Source organism: Bacillus marinisedimentorum, from assembly GCF_001644195.2.
GTDB classification, from domain to species: domain Bacteria; phylum Bacillota; class Bacilli; order Bacillales; family Bacillaceae_O; genus Bacillus_BL; species Bacillus_BL marinisedimentorum.
The window spans coordinates 15,910-33,292 of record NZ_LWBL02000071.1; the positions used below are offsets into that span (position 1 = coordinate 15,910).

At 46.7% G+C, this 17,383-nt stretch carries 17 protein-coding genes; 13 read left to right on the forward strand and 4 right to left on the reverse strand.

The window, feature by feature from the left end; all coding sequences use genetic code 11:
* Positions 1 to 13 precede the first annotated feature (13 nt).
* Positions 14 to 325 carry a hypothetical protein gene (locus tag A4U59_RS19690; RefSeq protein ID WP_070121775.1) on the forward strand — a complete coding sequence of 104 codons (312 nt, stop codon included), beginning with the start codon at positions 14 to 16 and terminating at the stop codon, positions 323 to 325.
* 6 nt (positions 326 to 331) lie between these two features.
* Positions 332 to 1,090: a gamma-glutamyl-gamma-aminobutyrate hydrolase family protein gene (locus A4U59_RS19695; RefSeq protein WP_070121776.1), complete on the forward strand. Its 759-nt coding sequence runs from the start codon at positions 332 to 334 to the stop codon at positions 1,088 to 1,090.
* A gap of 459 nt (positions 1,091 to 1,549) precedes the next feature.
* On the opposite strand, the gene A4U59_RS19700 is transcribed toward A4U59_RS19695, so the two are convergent.
* A complete protein-coding gene (locus tag A4U59_RS19700) occupies positions 1,550 to 2,626 on the reverse strand; it encodes a lipocalin family protein (protein ID WP_070121777.1) in 1,077 nt (358 codons plus the stop codon).
* Between the two features lie 179 nt (positions 2,627 to 2,805).
* Between A4U59_RS19700 and A4U59_RS21145 the strand changes: the two genes are divergently transcribed.
* On the forward strand, positions 2,806 to 2,991 hold the full coding sequence (locus A4U59_RS21145; RefSeq protein ID WP_106406382.1) for a sigma-70 domain-containing protein: 186 nt from the start codon (positions 2,806 to 2,808) through the stop codon (positions 2,989 to 2,991).
* Between the two features lie 59 nt (positions 2,992 to 3,050).
* Positions 3,051 to 3,722, forward strand: a complete 672-nt coding sequence (locus A4U59_RS19705; RefSeq protein WP_070121778.1) for a uracil-DNA glycosylase — start codon at positions 3,051 to 3,053, stop codon at positions 3,720 to 3,722.
* A gap of 1,035 nt (positions 3,723 to 4,757) precedes the next feature.
* Here the strand turns inward: A4U59_RS19705 and A4U59_RS19710 are convergent.
* The gene (locus A4U59_RS19710; protein WP_070121779.1) at positions 4,758 to 5,744 is read right to left on the reverse strand and encodes a S8 family peptidase; all 987 of its coding nucleotides are present in this window, start codon (positions 5,742 to 5,744) and stop codon (positions 4,758 to 4,760) included.
* Between the two features lie 230 nt (positions 5,745 to 5,974).
* Between A4U59_RS19710 and A4U59_RS19715 the strand changes: the two genes are divergently transcribed.
* A complete protein-coding gene (locus A4U59_RS19715; protein ID WP_070121780.1) occupies positions 5,975 to 6,853 on the forward strand; it encodes a helix-turn-helix domain-containing protein in 879 nt (292 codons plus the stop codon).
* Positions 6,854 to 7,182: 329 nt separating this feature from the next.
* On the opposite strand, the gene A4U59_RS21510 is transcribed toward A4U59_RS19715, so the two are convergent.
* Positions 7,183 to 7,326 carry a hypothetical protein gene (locus tag A4U59_RS21510; RefSeq protein WP_157888231.1) on the reverse strand — a complete coding sequence of 48 codons (144 nt, stop codon included), beginning with the start codon at positions 7,324 to 7,326 and terminating at the stop codon, positions 7,183 to 7,185.
* A gap of 462 nt (positions 7,327 to 7,788) precedes the next feature.
* Here A4U59_RS21510 and cls point away from each other — a divergent pair, with 462 nt between their 5' ends.
* Positions 7,789 to 9,237: a cardiolipin synthase gene (gene cls, locus A4U59_RS19720; protein ID WP_070121781.1), complete on the forward strand. Its 1,449-nt coding sequence runs from the start codon at positions 7,789 to 7,791 to the stop codon at positions 9,235 to 9,237.
* Between the two features lie 97 nt (positions 9,238 to 9,334).
* Here the strand turns inward: cls and A4U59_RS21930 are convergent, their stop codons facing one another.
* Positions 9,335 to 9,496: a hypothetical protein gene (locus A4U59_RS21930; protein WP_169824013.1), complete on the reverse strand. Its 162-nt coding sequence runs from the start codon at positions 9,494 to 9,496 to the stop codon at positions 9,335 to 9,337.
* Positions 9,497 to 10,053: 557 nt separating this feature from the next.
* Here A4U59_RS21930 and nagA point away from each other — a divergent pair.
* The 7 genes from nagA (at position 10,054) to A4U59_RS19755 (ending at position 17,034) form a co-directional block, all read left to right on the forward strand.
* Positions 10,054 to 11,262, forward strand: a complete 1,209-nt coding sequence (gene nagA / locus A4U59_RS19725; protein ID WP_070121782.1) for an N-acetylglucosamine-6-phosphate deacetylase — start codon at positions 10,054 to 10,056, stop codon at positions 11,260 to 11,262.
* Positions 11,249 to 11,995, forward strand: coding sequence for a glucosamine-6-phosphate deaminase (gene nagB, locus A4U59_RS19730; protein ID WP_070121783.1), 747 nt, complete (start codon positions 11,249 to 11,251; stop codon positions 11,993 to 11,995). The genes nagA and nagB overlap by 14 nt, the downstream gene beginning before the upstream one ends.
* A 3-nt stretch (positions 11,996 to 11,998) precedes the next feature.
* Positions 11,999 to 12,721 carry a GntR family transcriptional regulator gene (locus A4U59_RS19735; RefSeq protein WP_070121784.1) on the forward strand — a complete coding sequence of 241 codons (723 nt, stop codon included), beginning with the start codon at positions 11,999 to 12,001 and terminating at the stop codon, positions 12,719 to 12,721.
* A gap of 4 nt (positions 12,722 to 12,725) precedes the next feature.
* Positions 12,726 to 13,625 carry an N-acetylmuramic acid 6-phosphate etherase gene (gene murQ / locus A4U59_RS19740; RefSeq protein WP_070121785.1) on the forward strand — a complete coding sequence of 300 codons (900 nt, stop codon included), beginning with the start codon at positions 12,726 to 12,728 and terminating at the stop codon, positions 13,623 to 13,625.
* A gap of 29 nt (positions 13,626 to 13,654) precedes the next feature.
* Positions 13,655 to 15,019: an N-acetylglucosamine-specific PTS transporter subunit IIBC gene (nagE, locus tag A4U59_RS19745; RefSeq protein WP_070121786.1), complete on the forward strand. Its 1,365-nt coding sequence runs from the start codon at positions 13,655 to 13,657 to the stop codon at positions 15,017 to 15,019.
* A gap of 165 nt (positions 15,020 to 15,184) precedes the next feature.
* Positions 15,185 to 16,102: a DUF7916 family protein gene (locus A4U59_RS19750; protein ID WP_070121787.1), complete on the forward strand. Its 918-nt coding sequence runs from the start codon at positions 15,185 to 15,187 to the stop codon at positions 16,100 to 16,102.
* Between the two features lie 17 nt (positions 16,103 to 16,119).
* Positions 16,120 to 17,034, forward strand: coding sequence for a Gfo/Idh/MocA family protein (locus A4U59_RS19755; protein WP_070121788.1), 915 nt, complete (start codon positions 16,120 to 16,122; stop codon positions 17,032 to 17,034).
* The last annotated feature ends 349 nt before the right edge of the window (positions 17,035 to 17,383 follow it).

Here is a 17,383-nt window from a genome sequence, read left to right on the forward strand (position 1 = left end):
TGGAGGTGTTTATATGCAAAAAAAATTGATCAGTTTATTTGAAAACCTTTACGGATGGATTGCGTTTGTCACAATGACCCTTGGTGTCGGAGTAGCAGGAATGTTTGGTGTATCGTTTCTGATTGGAGGATCGGCGGGCGAATCCATTGCGATTCTCGGCGGCCAAATCATGACGTGGGGAATCCGCCTGGCAGCGATTGCTATGGTTGCAGGCCTCTTGTATACGTATGTGAAACAGGAACACAGTTTGACATTGAAATCTGAATCCGAAGCGGTCGAGAAGGAAATCGATGAAGCTTATGCTGGAGTTGAAAAGGCTCTTTAATTCAGGATGACAGGATGTGAATATGAAGTGAAACCCTGGATTGGTGTTACGGTCCATGTTGATGAAGGGCGTCAATATGACTTATATCCGGAGCATCCGCTGCTTTATGTGGAGCGGGATTATATTCGTGCATTGGAACATCACGGCATGAACCCGGTTATCATCCCTGTCCTTAACCATCACGATGATCTTCCCGATTATCTCGCCCGGCTTGACGGTCTACTGATGGCAGGCGGAGGATATTTGAATCTGGAAAAAAAGCTGCCTTCGAATCCAAAGCTGGGACAAACCGGGAAAGAACGGTTTTCATTCGAACTCTCGTTACTTCAATCTGCATTAAAAATGGATATGCCGATCCTCGGTGTATGCAGGGGAATGCAAATGCTGAATGAATGTCACGGGGGAACCCTGACAAATTTACAGGATTCAACGCACCATCAGGAAATCCGCGGGATTCCCGGCCATGAACCGACCCATTTTATCATTTTGAACAAGCATAGCAGGCTTTCGGCAATTGTGGGGCCGGAAACCGTCATGGTGAATTCACGCCATCGGCAAATCGTGGCGAATGTCGGGCCCGGGCTGAAAGCGGCAGCATGGTCTGCCGGCGATGGCGTGATTGAAGCCATTGAAAGCGAACAGAATGCATGGGTGTTCGGCATGCAGTTCCACCCCGAACAAATATATACCCGTGAACCGCGCTGGTCTTCGCTGTTTAGTGATTTCAAGAAAGCGGCAGAATCTTACCGCAGCGTCCACATTTAATAATCATCCTTTTACGGCAGTTTCAGTTAACCTATCCTGTAGAAATAGCCAATAAGAAAAACCTTGTCCTGCAAGGTTTTTCTTATTTTAAAGATTCTGTACTTATATTTTGATATTCAACTGTTTATAGGCACGGGAATCCGGTGCCGTGCTTATAAATGGTTCGTTCCACTGTATATAGGCACGCGCCCTCCGTTTCCGTGCCTATAAATGGTTTGTTTCACTGTATATAGGCACGCGTCCTCCGTTTCCGTGCCTATAAATGGTTCGTTCCACTGTATATAGGCACGCGCCCTCCGTTTCCGTGCCTATAAATGGTTCGTTCCACTGTATATAGGCACGCGTCCTCTGTTTCCGTTCTTATAAATGGTTCGTTCCACTGTATATAGGCACGCGCCCCCTGTTTCCGTGCCTATAAATGTCTCGTTCTTCTATTTATAGGCACGGGAAACACATATATCAGTCCGCATAGCCGACAAGTTCCATAAATGCCTTTCCAGAAAGAGTGCCGGCTGTCCCTTCCTTGCCGGTGACAGTGCATGCCCCTTCCCAAATGGCTTTCAGGGGGCCGAGCACCGGCATTTCCTGGCTGGGAAAAGCAGCAGAGACGTTCAATTCCATCTTCCAGTCGGGGATGTGAATTTGCCAGCTGAGCGGGTATTGTGCGCCTGTTTTCGAGTTTTGCCACAATGAACCATTTTGGAAGGTGACATTTCTTGTGAAACGGACTGATCCATCTTTTTCAATGACATTGGCCATGGATGTCCCTCTTTCCAGCTGGCCATTTTTGTGAAATCCATTGACCAGAAGTTCCCGTCCATCATCAAGCTGGATGCCGAACCAATTCCAGCCGCGGTTGAACATGAGCGAGTAATCCCTGCCCCATTGATGATCGAACCACCCCTGCCCTTCCAAAGTCTCAGAAGTGCCATCTTTGTGCATCAGTTGCCCTTTCACTTTGATATCGGTCATCGAGTAGTAATACAAGTCATCGGGCCTTCCTGTCCCTCCGATTAAAGATGGGTCTTTTTCAGGGATAAACGTGAAAGTGCCTTCCATATTTTCATCTTTCAACTGAACTTCAAAACTGTTTTTATTGATAAAGGTCAGGCCGGATTTCCCGTAAATGAGCCGTACCGGTGATGTGTCCACCTTTACCCTGTGCATCCGCTTATGCGGAAAAGGTTCTTTTCCTCTTACTAATGTAAAGTATTGTTTCCACATGTCAGCATCAAACGGATGGGTAAGCAGATAAAGCGGCATATAACCCGCAATCATATAGCATTTTGTCCATTTATCATAGAAGGAAGCAGGCCGGTGGAGTTTTCCCTCCAAATCAATCAGTGAATAGATGAGGTAATGGCCTTTCGGGAAAGGGAATTCCCCTAGCCTGAAAAAAGAGCCCATCATGGCATACGTTTTTCCGATTGAACTCTGAAAATGCGTAAAAAAGTACCACCATTCGATGTTTGAAGAACGATGCGGATTGTGGTCGTCTGGAAACTCAATCTCCGCACCGCTATTAAAGAAGAACATGTTCATCACCCTATCTACCTTGATACCGTATCGTATGATGGCATGATGGATGGGTGTGCGGGGGATAACGGTCATAAAGGAGAAGCAGGAAATAAAAAAGTTACCTTAATTGTCACAACTTGTTCAACAAATGTTCACAAAGACCTGTTATTATTTTCCTATTAAGAATGAACGGGAGGATGAAGATCGTGGGTCACGGGGAAAGGATCAAAGTGATTGAAGGGTTTGCGGTCAGGTATAAAGAGAACAATGAGAAATCTCCTACCATCAAAGAAATTGCAGCATTTTTGAATTGTTCGGAAGAAAAGGTGCTAGAATCAATGGAATTCGGGCGGGAAATCAAAGAAACGTTACCTGCGAGTTAAGGTCATTGGGTATGTTACAATCAAAAACATAAAAAGTTTACTTGATTGGGAGATTTGATATGCCGTTGACAAACTTGCACACCCGGGTGGTTTCCTGCAGCAGATGCCCAAGACTGAGGGAATGGTGTATAACAAGGGAAGGTGCGGAAAAACGATACGAAGGGGAACCCTATTGGGGGAAGCCGGTACCGGGTTTTGGTCCGGGAAATTCGGAAGTACTCATTCTTGGCCTTGCTCCTGGCGCGCACGGAGCGAATCGGACCGGACTTCCGTTCACAGGGGACTCAGCCGGCGGCTTCCTGTATGAAGCACTTGAACGCCATCGTTTTATTGACCGGAATGCTCCAGTTGAAATGGAAGCTGTCCTGAAGTTGAAAAATGTCTATATTACAAATGCGGTGAAATGCGCCCCGCCTGATAATAAGCCGGTTGCCAGTGAGTTTTCAGCCTGCCGGCCGTTTCTTGAGGAAGAAATCCGCCTCCTGGATAACTGCAAAGTCATTCTGGCTCTTGGCGGCAAGGCGTTTGCAGAAGCAAAAAAGGTGTTAAGGGAAATGGGCGCGGAAGTAAAAGGCCTGAAGTTCACCCATGGCGGCATCCACCGCTTTGGAACAAAACTCCCCGTTTTGATCAGTTCCTATCATACGTCCCAATATAATATTTCGACAAAGCGGATGACTGCCGATAAATTTGATGAGGTTTTAAAAATGGTGAAGGATGTTCTTGAGTAAGAATGCTGAAAAGGCTTTAGGTATAGCTGAACGAAGCAGAGTAGTCATTGCCGGAAAAAGTAAAGTAACAGGCAAAATCGTTAAATTCCCCGTTTGAAACACAAAAGAAAACTCAGAGTGTATGTGGCTCTGAGTTTTCTTTTGTTGCGGATTGTTCCACAAATACAATAAACGGAGTGAAAATTTTTGAAAATGACAGCAGGCCATTCTGGAGATTGTCTGTTCCTTTCCTCTGCCGGCATTCGCTTTCATCACGAGCACAAGTGCGACATCTGTTCCTGTTTCCTTTCGCTCACCAGAAGGACACTGAAAAGCTTCTTCGAATTGACACCGCACGAAGAAAATTGGTTTTTATTTTCGAGGAGTCTCATACCTTCCGCTCCAATCCACTCAGTTTTAAAACAATAAGTTTGCAAAAATTATTGAATAACTTTGATGAGGTGTCCATCGCCACGTTGAACATTCAACACCCTTTCAAATAAGGCCTTATCATCCAAGATGGCTTCAGAAAAAAGGATTGAATTAAACAATTATTTTTAATAGCAATAGAGGCTCCTCTACATTCAAAAGAAAACGGAGCAGGATTACTCGATTTTATCCAAACTACTGGTTGAACAAAATAAAAGCGGGATATCTGTTCACGTGCAAGTTGATTGGAGCGGAAGGGGCTCGACTCCGACGGGAGCAGCGGGACAGGTGAGACCCCGCAAGAGCGATAGCGATGAGGAGGCTCACCGCCCGCCCCGCGGAAAGCGAGCCCCTGCAGCGGAAATCAACTCCCCGTTTTGAAACGCCATATCATTCTATAATCCTTATTCCTCTTTATGTTTTTTAACTGTTATCCTTCTGTTATTTGGTATGCTATTTCACTTGTAACCTCACTAATTGAAAACCCGATATAACAAATAACCGAGTATGAAACCGCACAGATTTCATACCCGATTTGAAATGATATACCTATTGTTTCCCATCGTTATCTAGAACTGCTTAGGAATAACCTTGAAGCTTTTTAATTTGCCGGCATTGCGAACTTCCTCATTGAGCAGTTGTGATCGTATCAGGCTGATTCAGCAGACCGCTGTAGCATTGCCTGCTTGAATGGAGACGCGGCAGGCCGTAGCCCTCAAATGCCGGTTCATACCCCAGGGCCGTTGCATGCTTGCAAAGCTGGGCATAGATTTCGGCTTCCGTCAGCTCGCGTTTCATCCGTTTTTCCAGTTCAGTGATCAAGAGGGCAGCTGCTCCGGAAATATGCGGTGCTGCCATCGAAGTCCCCGATAAACTGGCGTATTTTCCATCCGGGTAAGTGGAGACAACCTTTACGCCTGGAGCGACAAGATCGATATGAGCATTCGTATTGGAAAACGGCGCAGGCTTCATGTCTTTGTCAACGGCGCCAACCTGCACGACTTCCGGATATGCGCCCGGATAGGCATATTCCGGTGAATCATGGCTTCCATCTCCGCTGTTTCCGGCTGCACAAACAACGAGGATGCCGCTTTGCACAGCTTTCTGGATAGCTTTGTGCAGCTCTGGATAGTCTTCACTGCCTCCCAGCGACATGGAAATGACCCTGGCCTTTTCCCCATTCGGGCCGCGCCAGTCAACTGCATATTTGATGCCGTTTATAATCCAGTCATAGCGGCCGCTGCCTTTTCCGGATAACACTTTTACTGCGAGGATACTGGCTTCAGGTGCCATTCCTGCGACCCCTTCTCCATTTAAAGAAGCTGCGATTGTACCTGATACATGGGTTCCATGTCCATTATTATCTTCAAAATGATCCGGCTCGGCACCAAAGTCGTCTGTGAAATTCCGGCCGTCGATGATGCGGTCTTTTAAATCTGGATGATTCGTATCACACCCTGTGTCCAGCACAGCGATTACGGTTCTTTCCCCCCTGTTTGAGGCGTCCCAGACTTTCGGGGCTTCAAGCATTTCAATCCCGTAAGGTGTTTTGTCCGTCTTTTCGTATACCTCATGCACATGGACCGGTATTAATGAAACATACTTATTTTCCATTTGATCGTCCTCCTTTAGGAATATTAATTTTTTCAATCAGCATGATGACAAACTGGAAAAAGGTTATGAGGAAAGTCCCGATTGCCATGAATGTCCGCATTCAATTTCCCTCCTTTATCTCAAATGAAGTCAACCAAAGGCATTATATTACTGAATTTTCAGTTTTTTAAGTTGAGATACATGAGATCAGGCACTACAATTAAAGAAAACCAAAATAAGGCGGGGTTCACATGAAAGCAGGGAACATCGGCCAATCGATTCGTGAATTGCGTATGCTAATGCATATGTCCCAGCGGGAATTGGCGAAAGGAATCTGTACTCAGCCGCTGATTAGCCAGATTGAAGCCGGAGAGGTCTCTCCTTCAGCAGATATGCTTTATAAATTTGCCAGCCGTCTTGGTGTTGATATGAATTACTTTTTTGAAATTACAGCCTGTCCGCGCCTGGATTATGTCGAGGAAGTATGCCTTATGATCCGCCAGGAAATCAGAAAACGAAATTATGAAAAAGTGGCGGAACTCATTCATGCTGAAAAGCATAATCCGTTATTCCAATCGGGCCGGGCCCGGCAATTTATGCTTTGGCATCAAGGAATCTGCGAGTTTTATTTGAACCATAATACAGAGCAGGCATTTGAACTGCTTAATCAAGCTATGACAAGCATAGAACCTGAAGGAAAAGTATATTCAGAACGGAAAATCGAAATTTTGAACAGCATGGCCGTTTTTTACAGTGAAATCGGAAATAATGAAAAGGCACTTGTGACGTTTCAAAGTGGCCTCTTCCACTTACGCAAGCTGCCGGCCATCCAGGATCAAAGTATTGAAATCCGGATTTTGTTCAATCTGGCCAAAACGCTGACCATTGCCGGCAACTATGAAAAGTCGGTCCGTCACTGCGATGAGGGCATCAAGCTTTGTTTGGTCCGGGAACGGTTGAGTTTACTTGGGGAACTGTTTTACCAAAAGGGCAAAAATTTGCTTGTTTTGAAAGATAAAGAGGCAGCGGTTGAATGCTTGTATAGGGCGCTTGACCTTTTCGAACTTCAGCAAAATGATTCATTTGCCGATATTGTAAAAAGTACGGTATCATCCGCCCTGAGTGCATAACTGTCATTTTTTGATTTTTTCAATCAGCAGCACGATAAAATTGAGCAATGCGACTAAAAACAAACCGGTCGACAACACGATTGTTAGGCCATCCATCAGCTCCACTCCTTTCTATGGACTGCGCGACAGAGGACAGAAGCAGCTCCAATTCCACTTTCCAATCATCCGATAGCTCCTTTTCAAAGAAATTAGCTTGTCCGCTGCAGAAATTAGCGGTCAATGAATAAAACAAGTGAATAATCGTGATGATCAGGGAGCACTGCAGGAGGCGAACATATGACCTTCCTTGCAGTGCTTCCGTTATTTTGCTATAAAAGTATCGATGAGACTCAATGATGGAACGGGATATCTTCATCCGCAAAATGGACGATTGGCTGGGAATTTTCATAGACTGAAAAGTGGGCGAAGAATCCAGTACAGGCACTAAAAGCAATAAGGGCGCCGGCAAAAGTCTTTAACAGCCGTTTCTTCATTTCCATCCTCCTTTCGGTAATAAAGGTGTTTTCTTTATATCTTAATTGATTTTGTTATTTCCTGTATTTGGGTTATAGGCTGTTACGAGCCCACTTTTCCGGGATTCCCGGCCCTATCCTTACTTATTTTATTACCGTGATAAACATGTTAATACTTTTCTACAAAAATAAACATTCTTCGCATGATCTGAAAATAATCGGGTGGAACGGAGATGGGGAGCCCTGTGAAATCGGGGCTTTTTTATTTTGTTCGGTTGATTTGGCGCCGAGGTGTGCGGGACTCAGCGGACCAGGGGTTAACATCGCTGAATTCCTTTCAGCTTTTATAAGGCATGTAAATCGGGAAAACAGAGAAAACCAGTCATCTTTTGTGTTTGTCAAAAGGAATTGATGAGAATCCTGTTGAAACATAAGATATAGAGAATGTCTGTTGTTCGAATAAGAATCTGGCGAGGAGATCTAATGAATATCTATTTTATATTATCAACTGTCCTTTTCGTCCTAAATATTATCCTTGCCTCGCTCGTCGTATTTCTGGAGAGAAAAGATGCCAGTTCAACGTGGGCATGGCTGATGGTTCTTTTGTTTGTGCCTTTTTTGGGATTTGCGCTTTACATCATTTTTGGGAGAAAATTGCGCCGAAAACATTTATTCGAATGGGAAGACGAGAAAAAGATCGGGACGGAAACGCTTCTGAAAGAACAAATAGAGTCGATGCGGGAGCACGCTTTCCGTTTCCAGGAGCCAGCCACATCAAAATACCGAGAACTTATTTTTATGCACCTCGGAAATAATGGCGCGGTTTTGACCCAGGAAAACAGCGTGCAGCTGCTGACCGACGGCAAAGATAAGTTTGATGCATTGCTGAACGATATCAGGAATGCGAAAGACCATATTCATTTGGAGTATTATATTTTCCGCAAAGATAATCTCGGCCGGAAGCTGATCAGCGCTCTGACGGAAAAAGCAAGGGAAGGCGTGAAGGTGCGGATTTTGTATGATGACCTTGGATCGCGGCGGCTTTCGAGACGTTCGTTCCGTGAACTTATTAAAGCCGGCGGGGAAGTTGAGGCGTTTTTTCCTTCGAAGCTTCCTTATGTCAACCTCCGGCTTAACTACCGAAACCATCGGAAGATCAATGTGATTGACGGGAAAATCGGGTATGTCGGCGGTTTCAATGTCGGCGACGAGTATCTCGGCAAGAATGAGCGGTTCGGCTATTGGCGTGATACGCATTTGCGCATGGAAGGCACGGCTGTGCATGCCATGCAGACCCGGTTTATCCTGGACTGGAACCAGGCGAGCCATCGCCATGACATCAATTACGCCGACTGTTATTTTCCTGAAGTCCCTCCTGCGGGCAATGTTGCGGCTCAGATTGTGACAAGCGGCCCCGAGTCAGAATGGGAACAAATCAAAAACGGCTATATCAAAATGATCACATCCGCCAAGTATTCGATATATATCCAGACCCCTTATTTTATTCCTGATGCAAGCGTACTTGATGCATTACGAATCGCTGCCCTGTCAGGCGTTGATGTACGGGTCATGATTCCCGACAAGCCCGATCATATTTTCGTATACTGGGCGACTTACTCTTATATTGGTGAGCTGCTCAAGGCAGGCGTGAAGGTTTATATTTATGAAAACGGCTTTTTGCATGCTAAAACGATTGTCGTCGACGAAGAAATTTGCTCGGTCGGCACAGCGAATATCGACGTGAGAAGTTTCCGCCTGAACTTCGAGGTGAATGCCTTTTTGTATCACCGTGAGACATCTGCGAAGCTTGCCCTGGTCTTCCGGGATGATATGGAAAAGTCCCTCGAAATCACCATGCCTCAATACAAGCAGCGGACACTGATGATCCGGTTTAAAGAATCGGTATCAAGGCTTCTGTCACCTATTTTATAAAACGTGCCGCATTTGCCTGGCAGTATTGTGGAGGAACAAATGCAAAGACATTGCATTTTAAAATGGGTAGGTTGATTTCCGCTGCAGGGGCTCGCTTTCACCACGGGCACAAGTGCGACATCCATTCCTGCTTCCCTCCGGTCGCACTCACAGTGTCTTCTTTGCCGCGGGGCGGGCGGTGAGCTTCCTCGTCGCTCCGCTCCTGCGGGATCTCACCTGTCCCGCTGCTCCCGCAGGAGTCGAGCCCCTTCTGCTCCAATCAACTAGCGCGTGAAGCGATACCCCACTTTTATCTCATTTAGCCAGCTGGTATGGATAAAAATAGCATTCTTGTGCTGATTTTTATTTTAATGAAAGGCTATGTTAAAGAGTGTCGTTGCTATTACACATTGCTCGGCGTTTTTTCGAGGACATGTTATTCGGTTTAGCCCCACTAATTAGGTCAGTGCCCATGCAGGGATGATAGTTCATAAATGGCCCCCCTAATTGGATTAATCCGGGGGGGAGCGCCCAGGTGAGACCCCGCAGCACAGCGAGGAGCATTCCTGTAATAAAGTAATGTGCGGATAAAATAGAAGTTAGAGCCATATGAATAAAAAGTCACCCTACCGGCCACTATTGGCTCCACGGACGCCCAGCGGCAAAGAGGACAATAATGGTCTTATACGTAGTATTTGCAGGCACGTTTTTCATAGGTGAATAAAATACAGCATATTTCCAAATGGTAATAATAAGAAATAGGATAAGTGGTATAGACAACTAGTTTTACAGATGTTATGCTTCAGATAGAAACCGTTTACAGAAAGAGGCGGGATTATGTCCAGCAGCAAAAGGATCGTCAAAAATCTTCAAGTTTATTTGGAAAATAGGGTCATACCCAATGGATATGTTGTGATGGAAAATGGAAAAATAACGGCGGCCGGGGACATGGACAGCTTATCTCCTGAATGGAACAGTGTAGAGGCTATTTCGTTCAGCGGCGGAAAAATGAAGGCTGTACCGGGCTTTATCGACCTTCACATCCACGGAGCTGACGGAGCGGATGCGATGGACGCGACACCTGAAGCGCTCACCAAGATTGCAAAGGCATTGCCTGCTGAAGGGACGACAAGTTTTTTGCCTACGACGATGACTGGTTCAGCCGCAGATATAGAACAAGCACTGGAAAATGCGGCAGATTTTATTGAAAGCCGGTATACGGACGGAGCTGAAGCACTCGGCGTCCATCTCGAAGGCCCATTTATTTCCCCAAAGCGGGCGGGCGCCCAGCATCCGGGGAATATTGTGAAACCGGATAAAGAACAGTTTAAAAAATGGCAGGAAAAAGCCAATGGCCACATTCGGCTCGTCACGATGGCTCCGGAGGAGGAAGGCGGGCTTGAACTCGCATCATACTTGAAGGAAACAGGTGTTATTGCCTCGATTGGCCATTCGGATGCAACATACGAACAGGCTGTAATGGGTATCAAGGCGGGCATCAGCCATGCGACTCACTTGTTCAACGGCATGCGCGGGCTGCACCATCGCGAGCCGGGGACAGCCGGAACGGTGCTTATCCATGATGAGGTGAAAGCGGAAATTATTGCTGACGGTATTCACGTGCGTCCCGAAATGGTGAAGCTTGCCTATAAAAATAAAACGCGGGATGGTTTAATCATAATTACTGATGCCATGAGGGCAAAATGCCTGGGTAAAGGCACTTATGACCTGGGCGGACAGGAAGTGACGGTCGATGAAACACAGGCAACATTGACAGACGGCACTCTGGCCGGCAGCATATTGAAGCTTAAGGAAGCTGTCACAAATGTCATGTCATATACCGGCTGTTCACTTGAAGACATTGTCCAAATGGCGGCAGTCAATCCGGCCAGACAACTCGGTGTTTTCGGCCGGAAAGGCAGTATCGCATCCGGCAAAGATGCGGATATCACCATTCTGGATGAAAATCATGATGTTGTCATGACGTTTTGCCGGGGCAGGCTTGTGTTTGAAAAGCAGGAGGGATTCGGACGTGAAGTGGATTGAAGTGAAAAACTATGATGAAGTAAGCCGGGAAGCAGCAGGATTAATTATCAGCCAGGTGGAACAGAACCCTGAATCTGTGCTCGGTCTTGCAACCGGAGGAACGGTCATCGGAACGTATGAATACCTGGTTGACGATTTTCAAAATAACGGGACTTCTTATCAGCGCGTCAGCACGTTCAATCTTGATGAATACTGCGGTGTTGATCCATCCAATCCGCACAGCTACCACTACTATATGAATGAAAAGCTGTTTATGCATATCGACGTATCGGGCCAGCACATCCATATCCCAAGCGGAAAAGCAGACAACCCGGAGGAAGAAAGCCGCGTTTATGAGAAATTGATTGAAGAAGTTGGCGGGATTGACCTGCAGCTGCTCGGCATCGGGACAAACGGCCATATCGGCTTCAATGAACCGGGAACCCCGTTTGATTCCGTTACCCATGTTGAAGACCTTGCCGAATCAACCCGCAGAGCAAATGCAAGGTTTTTTGACAGCCTGGAAGATGTTCCGAAGAGGGCGATTACGATGGGGATTGCCACCATCATGAAAAGTAAAAAGATAGTGTTGCTCGCATCCGGGGAATCAAAAGCGGACATTCTCTATAAATTAAAATATGGAGAGGTAACCGAAGAAATGCCGGCATCTATTTTGAAAACTCATGATAACGTTATTGTCATAGCGGATGAAAAAGCAATGACCAAGATTAACAACAGGGAAAAGAGGCGGTAAGCCATGATCAATAAAGATTCCCCGCTCCCGATTTATTACCAGCTTGAAGAAGGAATAAAAGAATTGATTGAAAACGGCACGTGGAAACCGGGTGAAATGATTCCATCCGAACGGGAACTGTCCCTCAAACATGGAATCAGCCGCATGACTGTCCGGCAGGCCGTCAATAATCTTGTAGGTGATGGTTACCTTGTGCGCAAGCGCGGAAAGGGAACATTTGTCGCCGTCAAAAAGATTGAACAGGCCTTGAACGGGCTGACCAGTTTTTCAGAGGACATGAGAAGCCGCGGCATGGAACCGGGCACAAAGTTACTCGATTTTGACATCATCCCTGCTCCGCCGCGGATCCGGGAACAGCTTCACCTGGCTGAAGGAGAAGACGTGTTTGAAATTAAAAGGGTCCGCATGGCCGATAACCGCCCGATGGCCCTGGAAAACATGTATATATCCCGGAATCTGCTGCCGGGGTTACGGGAGGAAATATTAAGCGGTTCCATTTACGAGTTTATTGAAAAAGAAAAGAAAATGAAGATTTCATCAGGGAAGCAGGTGCTTGAAGCCTCTGTTGCCCGCAAAGCTGAATCGGAAATTCTTGGGATTAAGGAAGGTGCACCTGTATTGCTGATTCAAAGGAACAGTTTCCTTGCTGACGGCACGCCGCTTGAAGTCGTCAAATCGGTATACAGGGCCGACCGTTATAAATTCTCAATGGATCTGGAGAGGTAATGCTATGAAGCAATCTTTGACGGAAAAAGCAAATGAGGGAAGCTTGCAGCTTGATGAATTAAGCCCGCTGGAAATTTCCCGCTTGATGTGGACAGAGGATGCAACAATCAAAGATGCGATTGAACCGGCACTTCCTTCGATTTCCCGGGCAATAGAACTTGTTGTGGAACGCTGGGAAAAAGGCGGGCGCGTCTTTATTGCCGGTGCGGGAACGAGCGGGAGGATTGGTGTGCTGGATGCACTCGAGCTTGGACCGACCTTTTCAGTTGAAAAGGATAGGTGGATTCCAATTATCGCCGGAGGCAAAGGTGCGATGTGGGAACCGCTTGAACAGACTGAAGACAGCGGGGATGCCATATTATCTGAGCTTCGTCGGCATATGGCATCTGCAAGTGATGTGATCATCGGCATCAGTGCCAGCGGATCGACTCCGTTTGTATTGGAGGCCTTGAAATTCGGCAGTTCAATCGGGGCGGGAACCGTTTCGGTGAGCTGTAACGAAGGTGCAGCCGCCTCCAAAATGAGTACGGTTGCGATTGAGGCGGCAACAGGACCTGAAATAATCAGGGGCTCAACGAGACTGAAAGCAGGCACCGCCCAAAAGATGATTATCAATATGATTTCCACTGGTGCAATGGTCAAAGCCGGAAAGGTATACGGCAATGAGATGGTCGATATGCAGCTGCTCAATAAAAAACTGGTGAAACGGGCACATTCAATGATTGCAGAAATTGCGGGTGTACCTGAAACGGAAGCCCGCAATCTCCTGGAAAACAGTGGAAAAGATGTAAAGACGGCCATTTTTATGGGCATGACAGGTGCCGATAAAGAAAAGGCCGAGACCTATCTGCACGAATCAAATGGACGATTGAAACAAGCGTTAAGCCGCTTTTTCAATAAATAAAAAAGAGTAAGGAAAGAGAGGGAATGAATATGTTAGGATTTTTACAGCGGATCGGTAAGGCGCTTATGCTGCCGATTGCCGTACTTCCAGCCGCAGGCTTGCTGCTTCGTTTCGGCCAGCCGGACTTATTGGATATCCCATTTATTGCAGCATCAGGAAATGCGATTTTTGCAAATTTGGCGCTGCTGTTCGCGATTGGTGTCGCGATCGGCCTTTCGAAGGATGCAAGCGGTGCTGCCGGCCTTGCCGGTGCAGTCGGCTATCTTGTACTGACAGAAGGGACCAAGGCGATCAACGGCGACATCAACATGTCTGTCCTTGGCGGAATTATTACCGGTATTGTCGCTGGATTACTTTACAACCGCTTTCATACCATTAAGCTTCCAGATTGGCTTGGATTTTTTGGCGGCCGCCGGTTCGTCCCGATTGTCACAGCAGTTACGATGATGCTCCTTGCTGCTTTATTCGGCTTTATCTGGCCGCCGATCCAGGAAGGCATTAACGGTGTCGGCCAGTGGATCACAGAAGCAGGTGCCCTTGGCGTTGGCATTTTCGGTTTCTTGAACCGTTTGCTGATTCCTATCGGCCTTCACCACGTGCTGAACAGCCTTGTATGGTTTGTGTTTGGCGAATATAACGGCGCAACGGGTGACTTAAACCGTTTCTTTGCCGGCGACCCGTCTGCCGGATTCTTTATGGCAGGTTTCTTCCCGGTCATGATGTTCGGTCTCCCAGCTGCAGCGTTGGCCATGATTGCAGCAGCCAAGAAGGATCGCCGCAAAGCCGTTTCCGGTATGTTAATTTCGGTGGCTTTGACAGCATTCCTGACTGGTATTACAGAGCCGCTTGAATTCATGTTCATGTTCCTGTCTCCGCTGCTGTATTTTGTACACGCATTCTTGACAGGGATTTCAATGGCTGTCACACAAATGCTCGATATCCATCACGGGTTCACCTTCTCAGCAGGTTTCATTGATTACCTTCTCAATTTCGGTATAGCACAAAGGCCGATTCTCTTACTGGGCCTCGGCCTTGTATACGGAGCGCTTTATTTTGTCATCTTCTACTTCCTTATCAAGAAACTTGACCTGAAAACCCCTGGTCGTGAAGATGAAGTTGAAGGGGAATTCGAGTCCAGTATCGAAGCGGGTTCTGAAGAGAAGTACCAGGCAATGGCCGCAAAGTATGCGGAAGGGCTTGGCGGAATGGATAACATCGCAGAGATCGATAACTGTGTCACACGTCTGCGCCTGAAAGTGAAAGATATGGCAAAGGTGAATGAAGCACAATTGAAAAAAGACTCCAGGGGCGTTATCAAACTGAACCAAACGGATCTGCAAATAATTGTCGGCACGGATGTGGAATTTGTAGCTGATGAAATGAAAAAGATGTAAAATTCTTTTAAAGAATGGTGATGAAAACCCTGGTATGTTATAGGCCAGGGTTTCTTCATTACTTGCCGGCATGTTCCGCTGTGTTCCATATGAAAAATTAAGCAGTTCAGTATTTTTGAGAAAACCTAGTAAATCATGGGCAATTAAAAAGAAAGGGTGGACTAAATGAAACGGATGCTTGATTGCCGCGGCTCTGATTTTAAAAACATGAATGGCCAGGAGTTGAAGAAGTCGATACTGGCTTCGGAAGGAAGAGTGATCATTTCTGAAGTCATCGGCTCGTTTATGCCTCTGTATCCAAGCGTGACAAATGCCGAACTGGCTGCTGCGTTTGGAGCCGATATGATCCTGTTCAATCTGTTTGATGTATTCAGTCCGCAGATGAAAGGCTTGGATAAGGTGGAGCCTGACCGCACCATCACCAGGCTGAAAGAACTGACAGGCCTTCCGGTCGGAGTCAATTTGGAGCCGGTTGATACAGAAGCAAGAAACCTTGAAGACCTGGATAAACTGCCGCAAGGAAGAATCGCTTCCGAGAAAACATTCCAGCGTGTAAAGGAGCTTGGTTTCGATTACATATGCCTGACAGGTAATCCAAAAACCGGAGTGACAAATAAAGAAATTTCAGCATCTATCGCTTCAGCAAGAGCCATTCTCGGGCCCAATGCGCTGATTATTGCAGGAAAAATGCACGGAGCAGGGGTTGCAGGTGAAACAGGCGGAAGCATTGTGGCAGAATCGGATTTACAAACATTCATCGAAGCGGGAGCCGATATTATTTTGCTGCCGAGCCCGGGCACCGTTCCGGGAATGACCGTTGAAAAGGCGGAGAAGCTGGTCAAGACTGTGCATGAAAACGGTGCACTCGCACTGCTTACAATCGGAACAAGCCAGGAAGGCGCTGATGACGGTACGATCCGCACAATCGCACTCAACAGCAAAATGGCCGGTGCCGATCTTTACCATATCGGTGATGCAGGCTACACAGGCGTGGCTATACCTGAAAATATTATGGCTTATTCGATCGCAGTCAGAGGGAAACGCCATACATATGTCAGAATGGCGGCTTCACCGCTTCGCTAACTGGAAAGGAGAATGAAATGCGTCCACTTAAAGTTGGAATGGTCGGCCTTGGCGGTATTGCCCAGAAGGTGTATTTACCGCTCTTGTCCAAAGAAGAGAATTGGGAATTCACCGGTGTTTACACACCGAATGAAGAAAAGCGGAAAACGATCGGCCGGTTGTATCGGCTGAAGCCATATCCAGATTTACAAACATTGAGCAGCGATATCGATGCGGCTTTTGTCCACAGTTCAACCGAGTCCCACTTTGAAGTCGTCTCGCATCTTTTGAAAAGCGGAATTGATGTATATGTCGACAAGCCGCTTGCTGCTGACGCCAGGGATGCTGAAAAGCTCGTTGAACTGAGCAGAATCAGCCAGCGCAAGCTGATGGTAGGGTTCAACCGCCGTTTTGCGCCGTTATATGAAAAAGCGAAAGAAACGGCTGGGCCGCCGGCCTGGGTGCGAATTGAAAAACACCGGGCCGACAAAGTCAGAAACGTACCATATGAAGAAACGCTGCTTGATGATTATATACATCTCGTAGATCTCGCCCGCTGGTTCGGTGCTGAGGATATGCGGTTCGGACATATCGAAAAAAACAGTGAAGGTTCTCTCGTTTATGCCAATCATGCGTATACAACTGCAGATAGCGTGACAGTTTTTACCGGTATGCACAGGAAGGCCGGAACAAATGCCGAAACCCTTGAACTTGTGTCCGAGGGGCAGGTGGTAAGGGTGCGTGACCTGGAATCAATGGAAATCGAGCGGGAGAGCCGAATCGAATGCACCTCCTCCCCTTCATGGGACTCAATTTTGACAAGGCGGGGATTCACAGGCGCTGTCAACCACTTTATCGAATCGATCGAGGGTGATACCCAGCCTGCAGCCGATGGTGAAGAAGGACTCAAAACCCAGCTGCTGTTGGAGCAAATTGCATCTGAAAGCAAGTGAATAAGGAAAAAACTGCAGTGAAAGTTGAATAAAATAACATACCTTTTGGAGGTGTAATCAGCGCGCTAATTCGCACCTCTTTTTTGGTGTAAAAAGGTCTACACGACCATTTCTATTACTCTTATATCCTAAATAAAAGAAGAACAGCAGACATGATTTTTACGATTTGGTCTGCTGTTCTTCTTTTTATTTAATGTATTGGCTGTGTTAAAGCTCAATGTTGTATTTTTCACTAGTTGATTGGAGTGGAGGGTGCGAGACTCCTCGAAAATAAAAATCAATTTTCTTCGTGCGGTGTCAAGTCGAGAAAGCCTATCCAATGTCCTGCGGGACTAGCGGGACAGTGAGG

Excerpts from the sequence above, each read along its gene's own strand:
- A4U59_RS19690 (WP_070121775.1), top strand. The coding sequence starts at position 14 with ATGCAAAAAAAATTGATCAGTTTATTTGAAAACCTTTACGGATGGATT.
- A4U59_RS19695 (WP_070121776.1), top strand. The coding sequence starts at position 332 with ATGACAGGATGTGAATATGAAGTGAAACCCTGGATTGGTGTTACGGTC.
- A4U59_RS19700 (WP_070121777.1), bottom strand. The coding sequence starts at position 2,626 with ATGTTCTTCTTTAATAGCGGTGCGGAGATTGAGTTTCCAGACGACCAC.
- A4U59_RS21145 (WP_106406382.1), top strand. The coding sequence starts at position 2,806 with ATGAAGATCGTGGGTCACGGGGAAAGGATCAAAGTGATTGAAGGGTTT.
- A4U59_RS19705 (WP_070121778.1), top strand. The coding sequence starts at position 3,051 with ATGCCGTTGACAAACTTGCACACCCGGGTGGTTTCCTGCAGCAGATGC.
- A4U59_RS19710 (WP_070121779.1), bottom strand. The coding sequence starts at position 5,744 with ATGGAAAATAAGTATGTTTCATTAATACCGGTCCATGTGCATGAGGTA.
- A4U59_RS19715 (WP_070121780.1), top strand. The coding sequence starts at position 5,975 with ATGAAAGCAGGGAACATCGGCCAATCGATTCGTGAATTGCGTATGCTA.
- A4U59_RS21510 (WP_157888231.1), bottom strand. The coding sequence starts at position 7,326 with ATGAAGAAACGGCTGTTAAAGACTTTTGCCGGCGCCCTTATTGCTTTT.
- cls (WP_070121781.1), top strand. The coding sequence starts at position 7,789 with ATGAATATCTATTTTATATTATCAACTGTCCTTTTCGTCCTAAATATT.
- nagA (WP_070121782.1), top strand. The coding sequence starts at position 10,054 with ATGTCCAGCAGCAAAAGGATCGTCAAAAATCTTCAAGTTTATTTGGAA.
- A4U59_RS19735 (WP_070121784.1), top strand. The coding sequence starts at position 11,999 with ATGATCAATAAAGATTCCCCGCTCCCGATTTATTACCAGCTTGAAGAA.
- murQ (WP_070121785.1), top strand. The coding sequence starts at position 12,726 with ATGAAGCAATCTTTGACGGAAAAAGCAAATGAGGGAAGCTTGCAGCTT.
- nagE (WP_070121786.1), top strand. The coding sequence starts at position 13,655 with ATGTTAGGATTTTTACAGCGGATCGGTAAGGCGCTTATGCTGCCGATT.
- A4U59_RS19750 (WP_070121787.1), top strand. The coding sequence starts at position 15,185 with ATGAAACGGATGCTTGATTGCCGCGGCTCTGATTTTAAAAACATGAAT.
- A4U59_RS19755 (WP_070121788.1), top strand. The coding sequence starts at position 16,120 with ATGCGTCCACTTAAAGTTGGAATGGTCGGCCTTGGCGGTATTGCCCAG.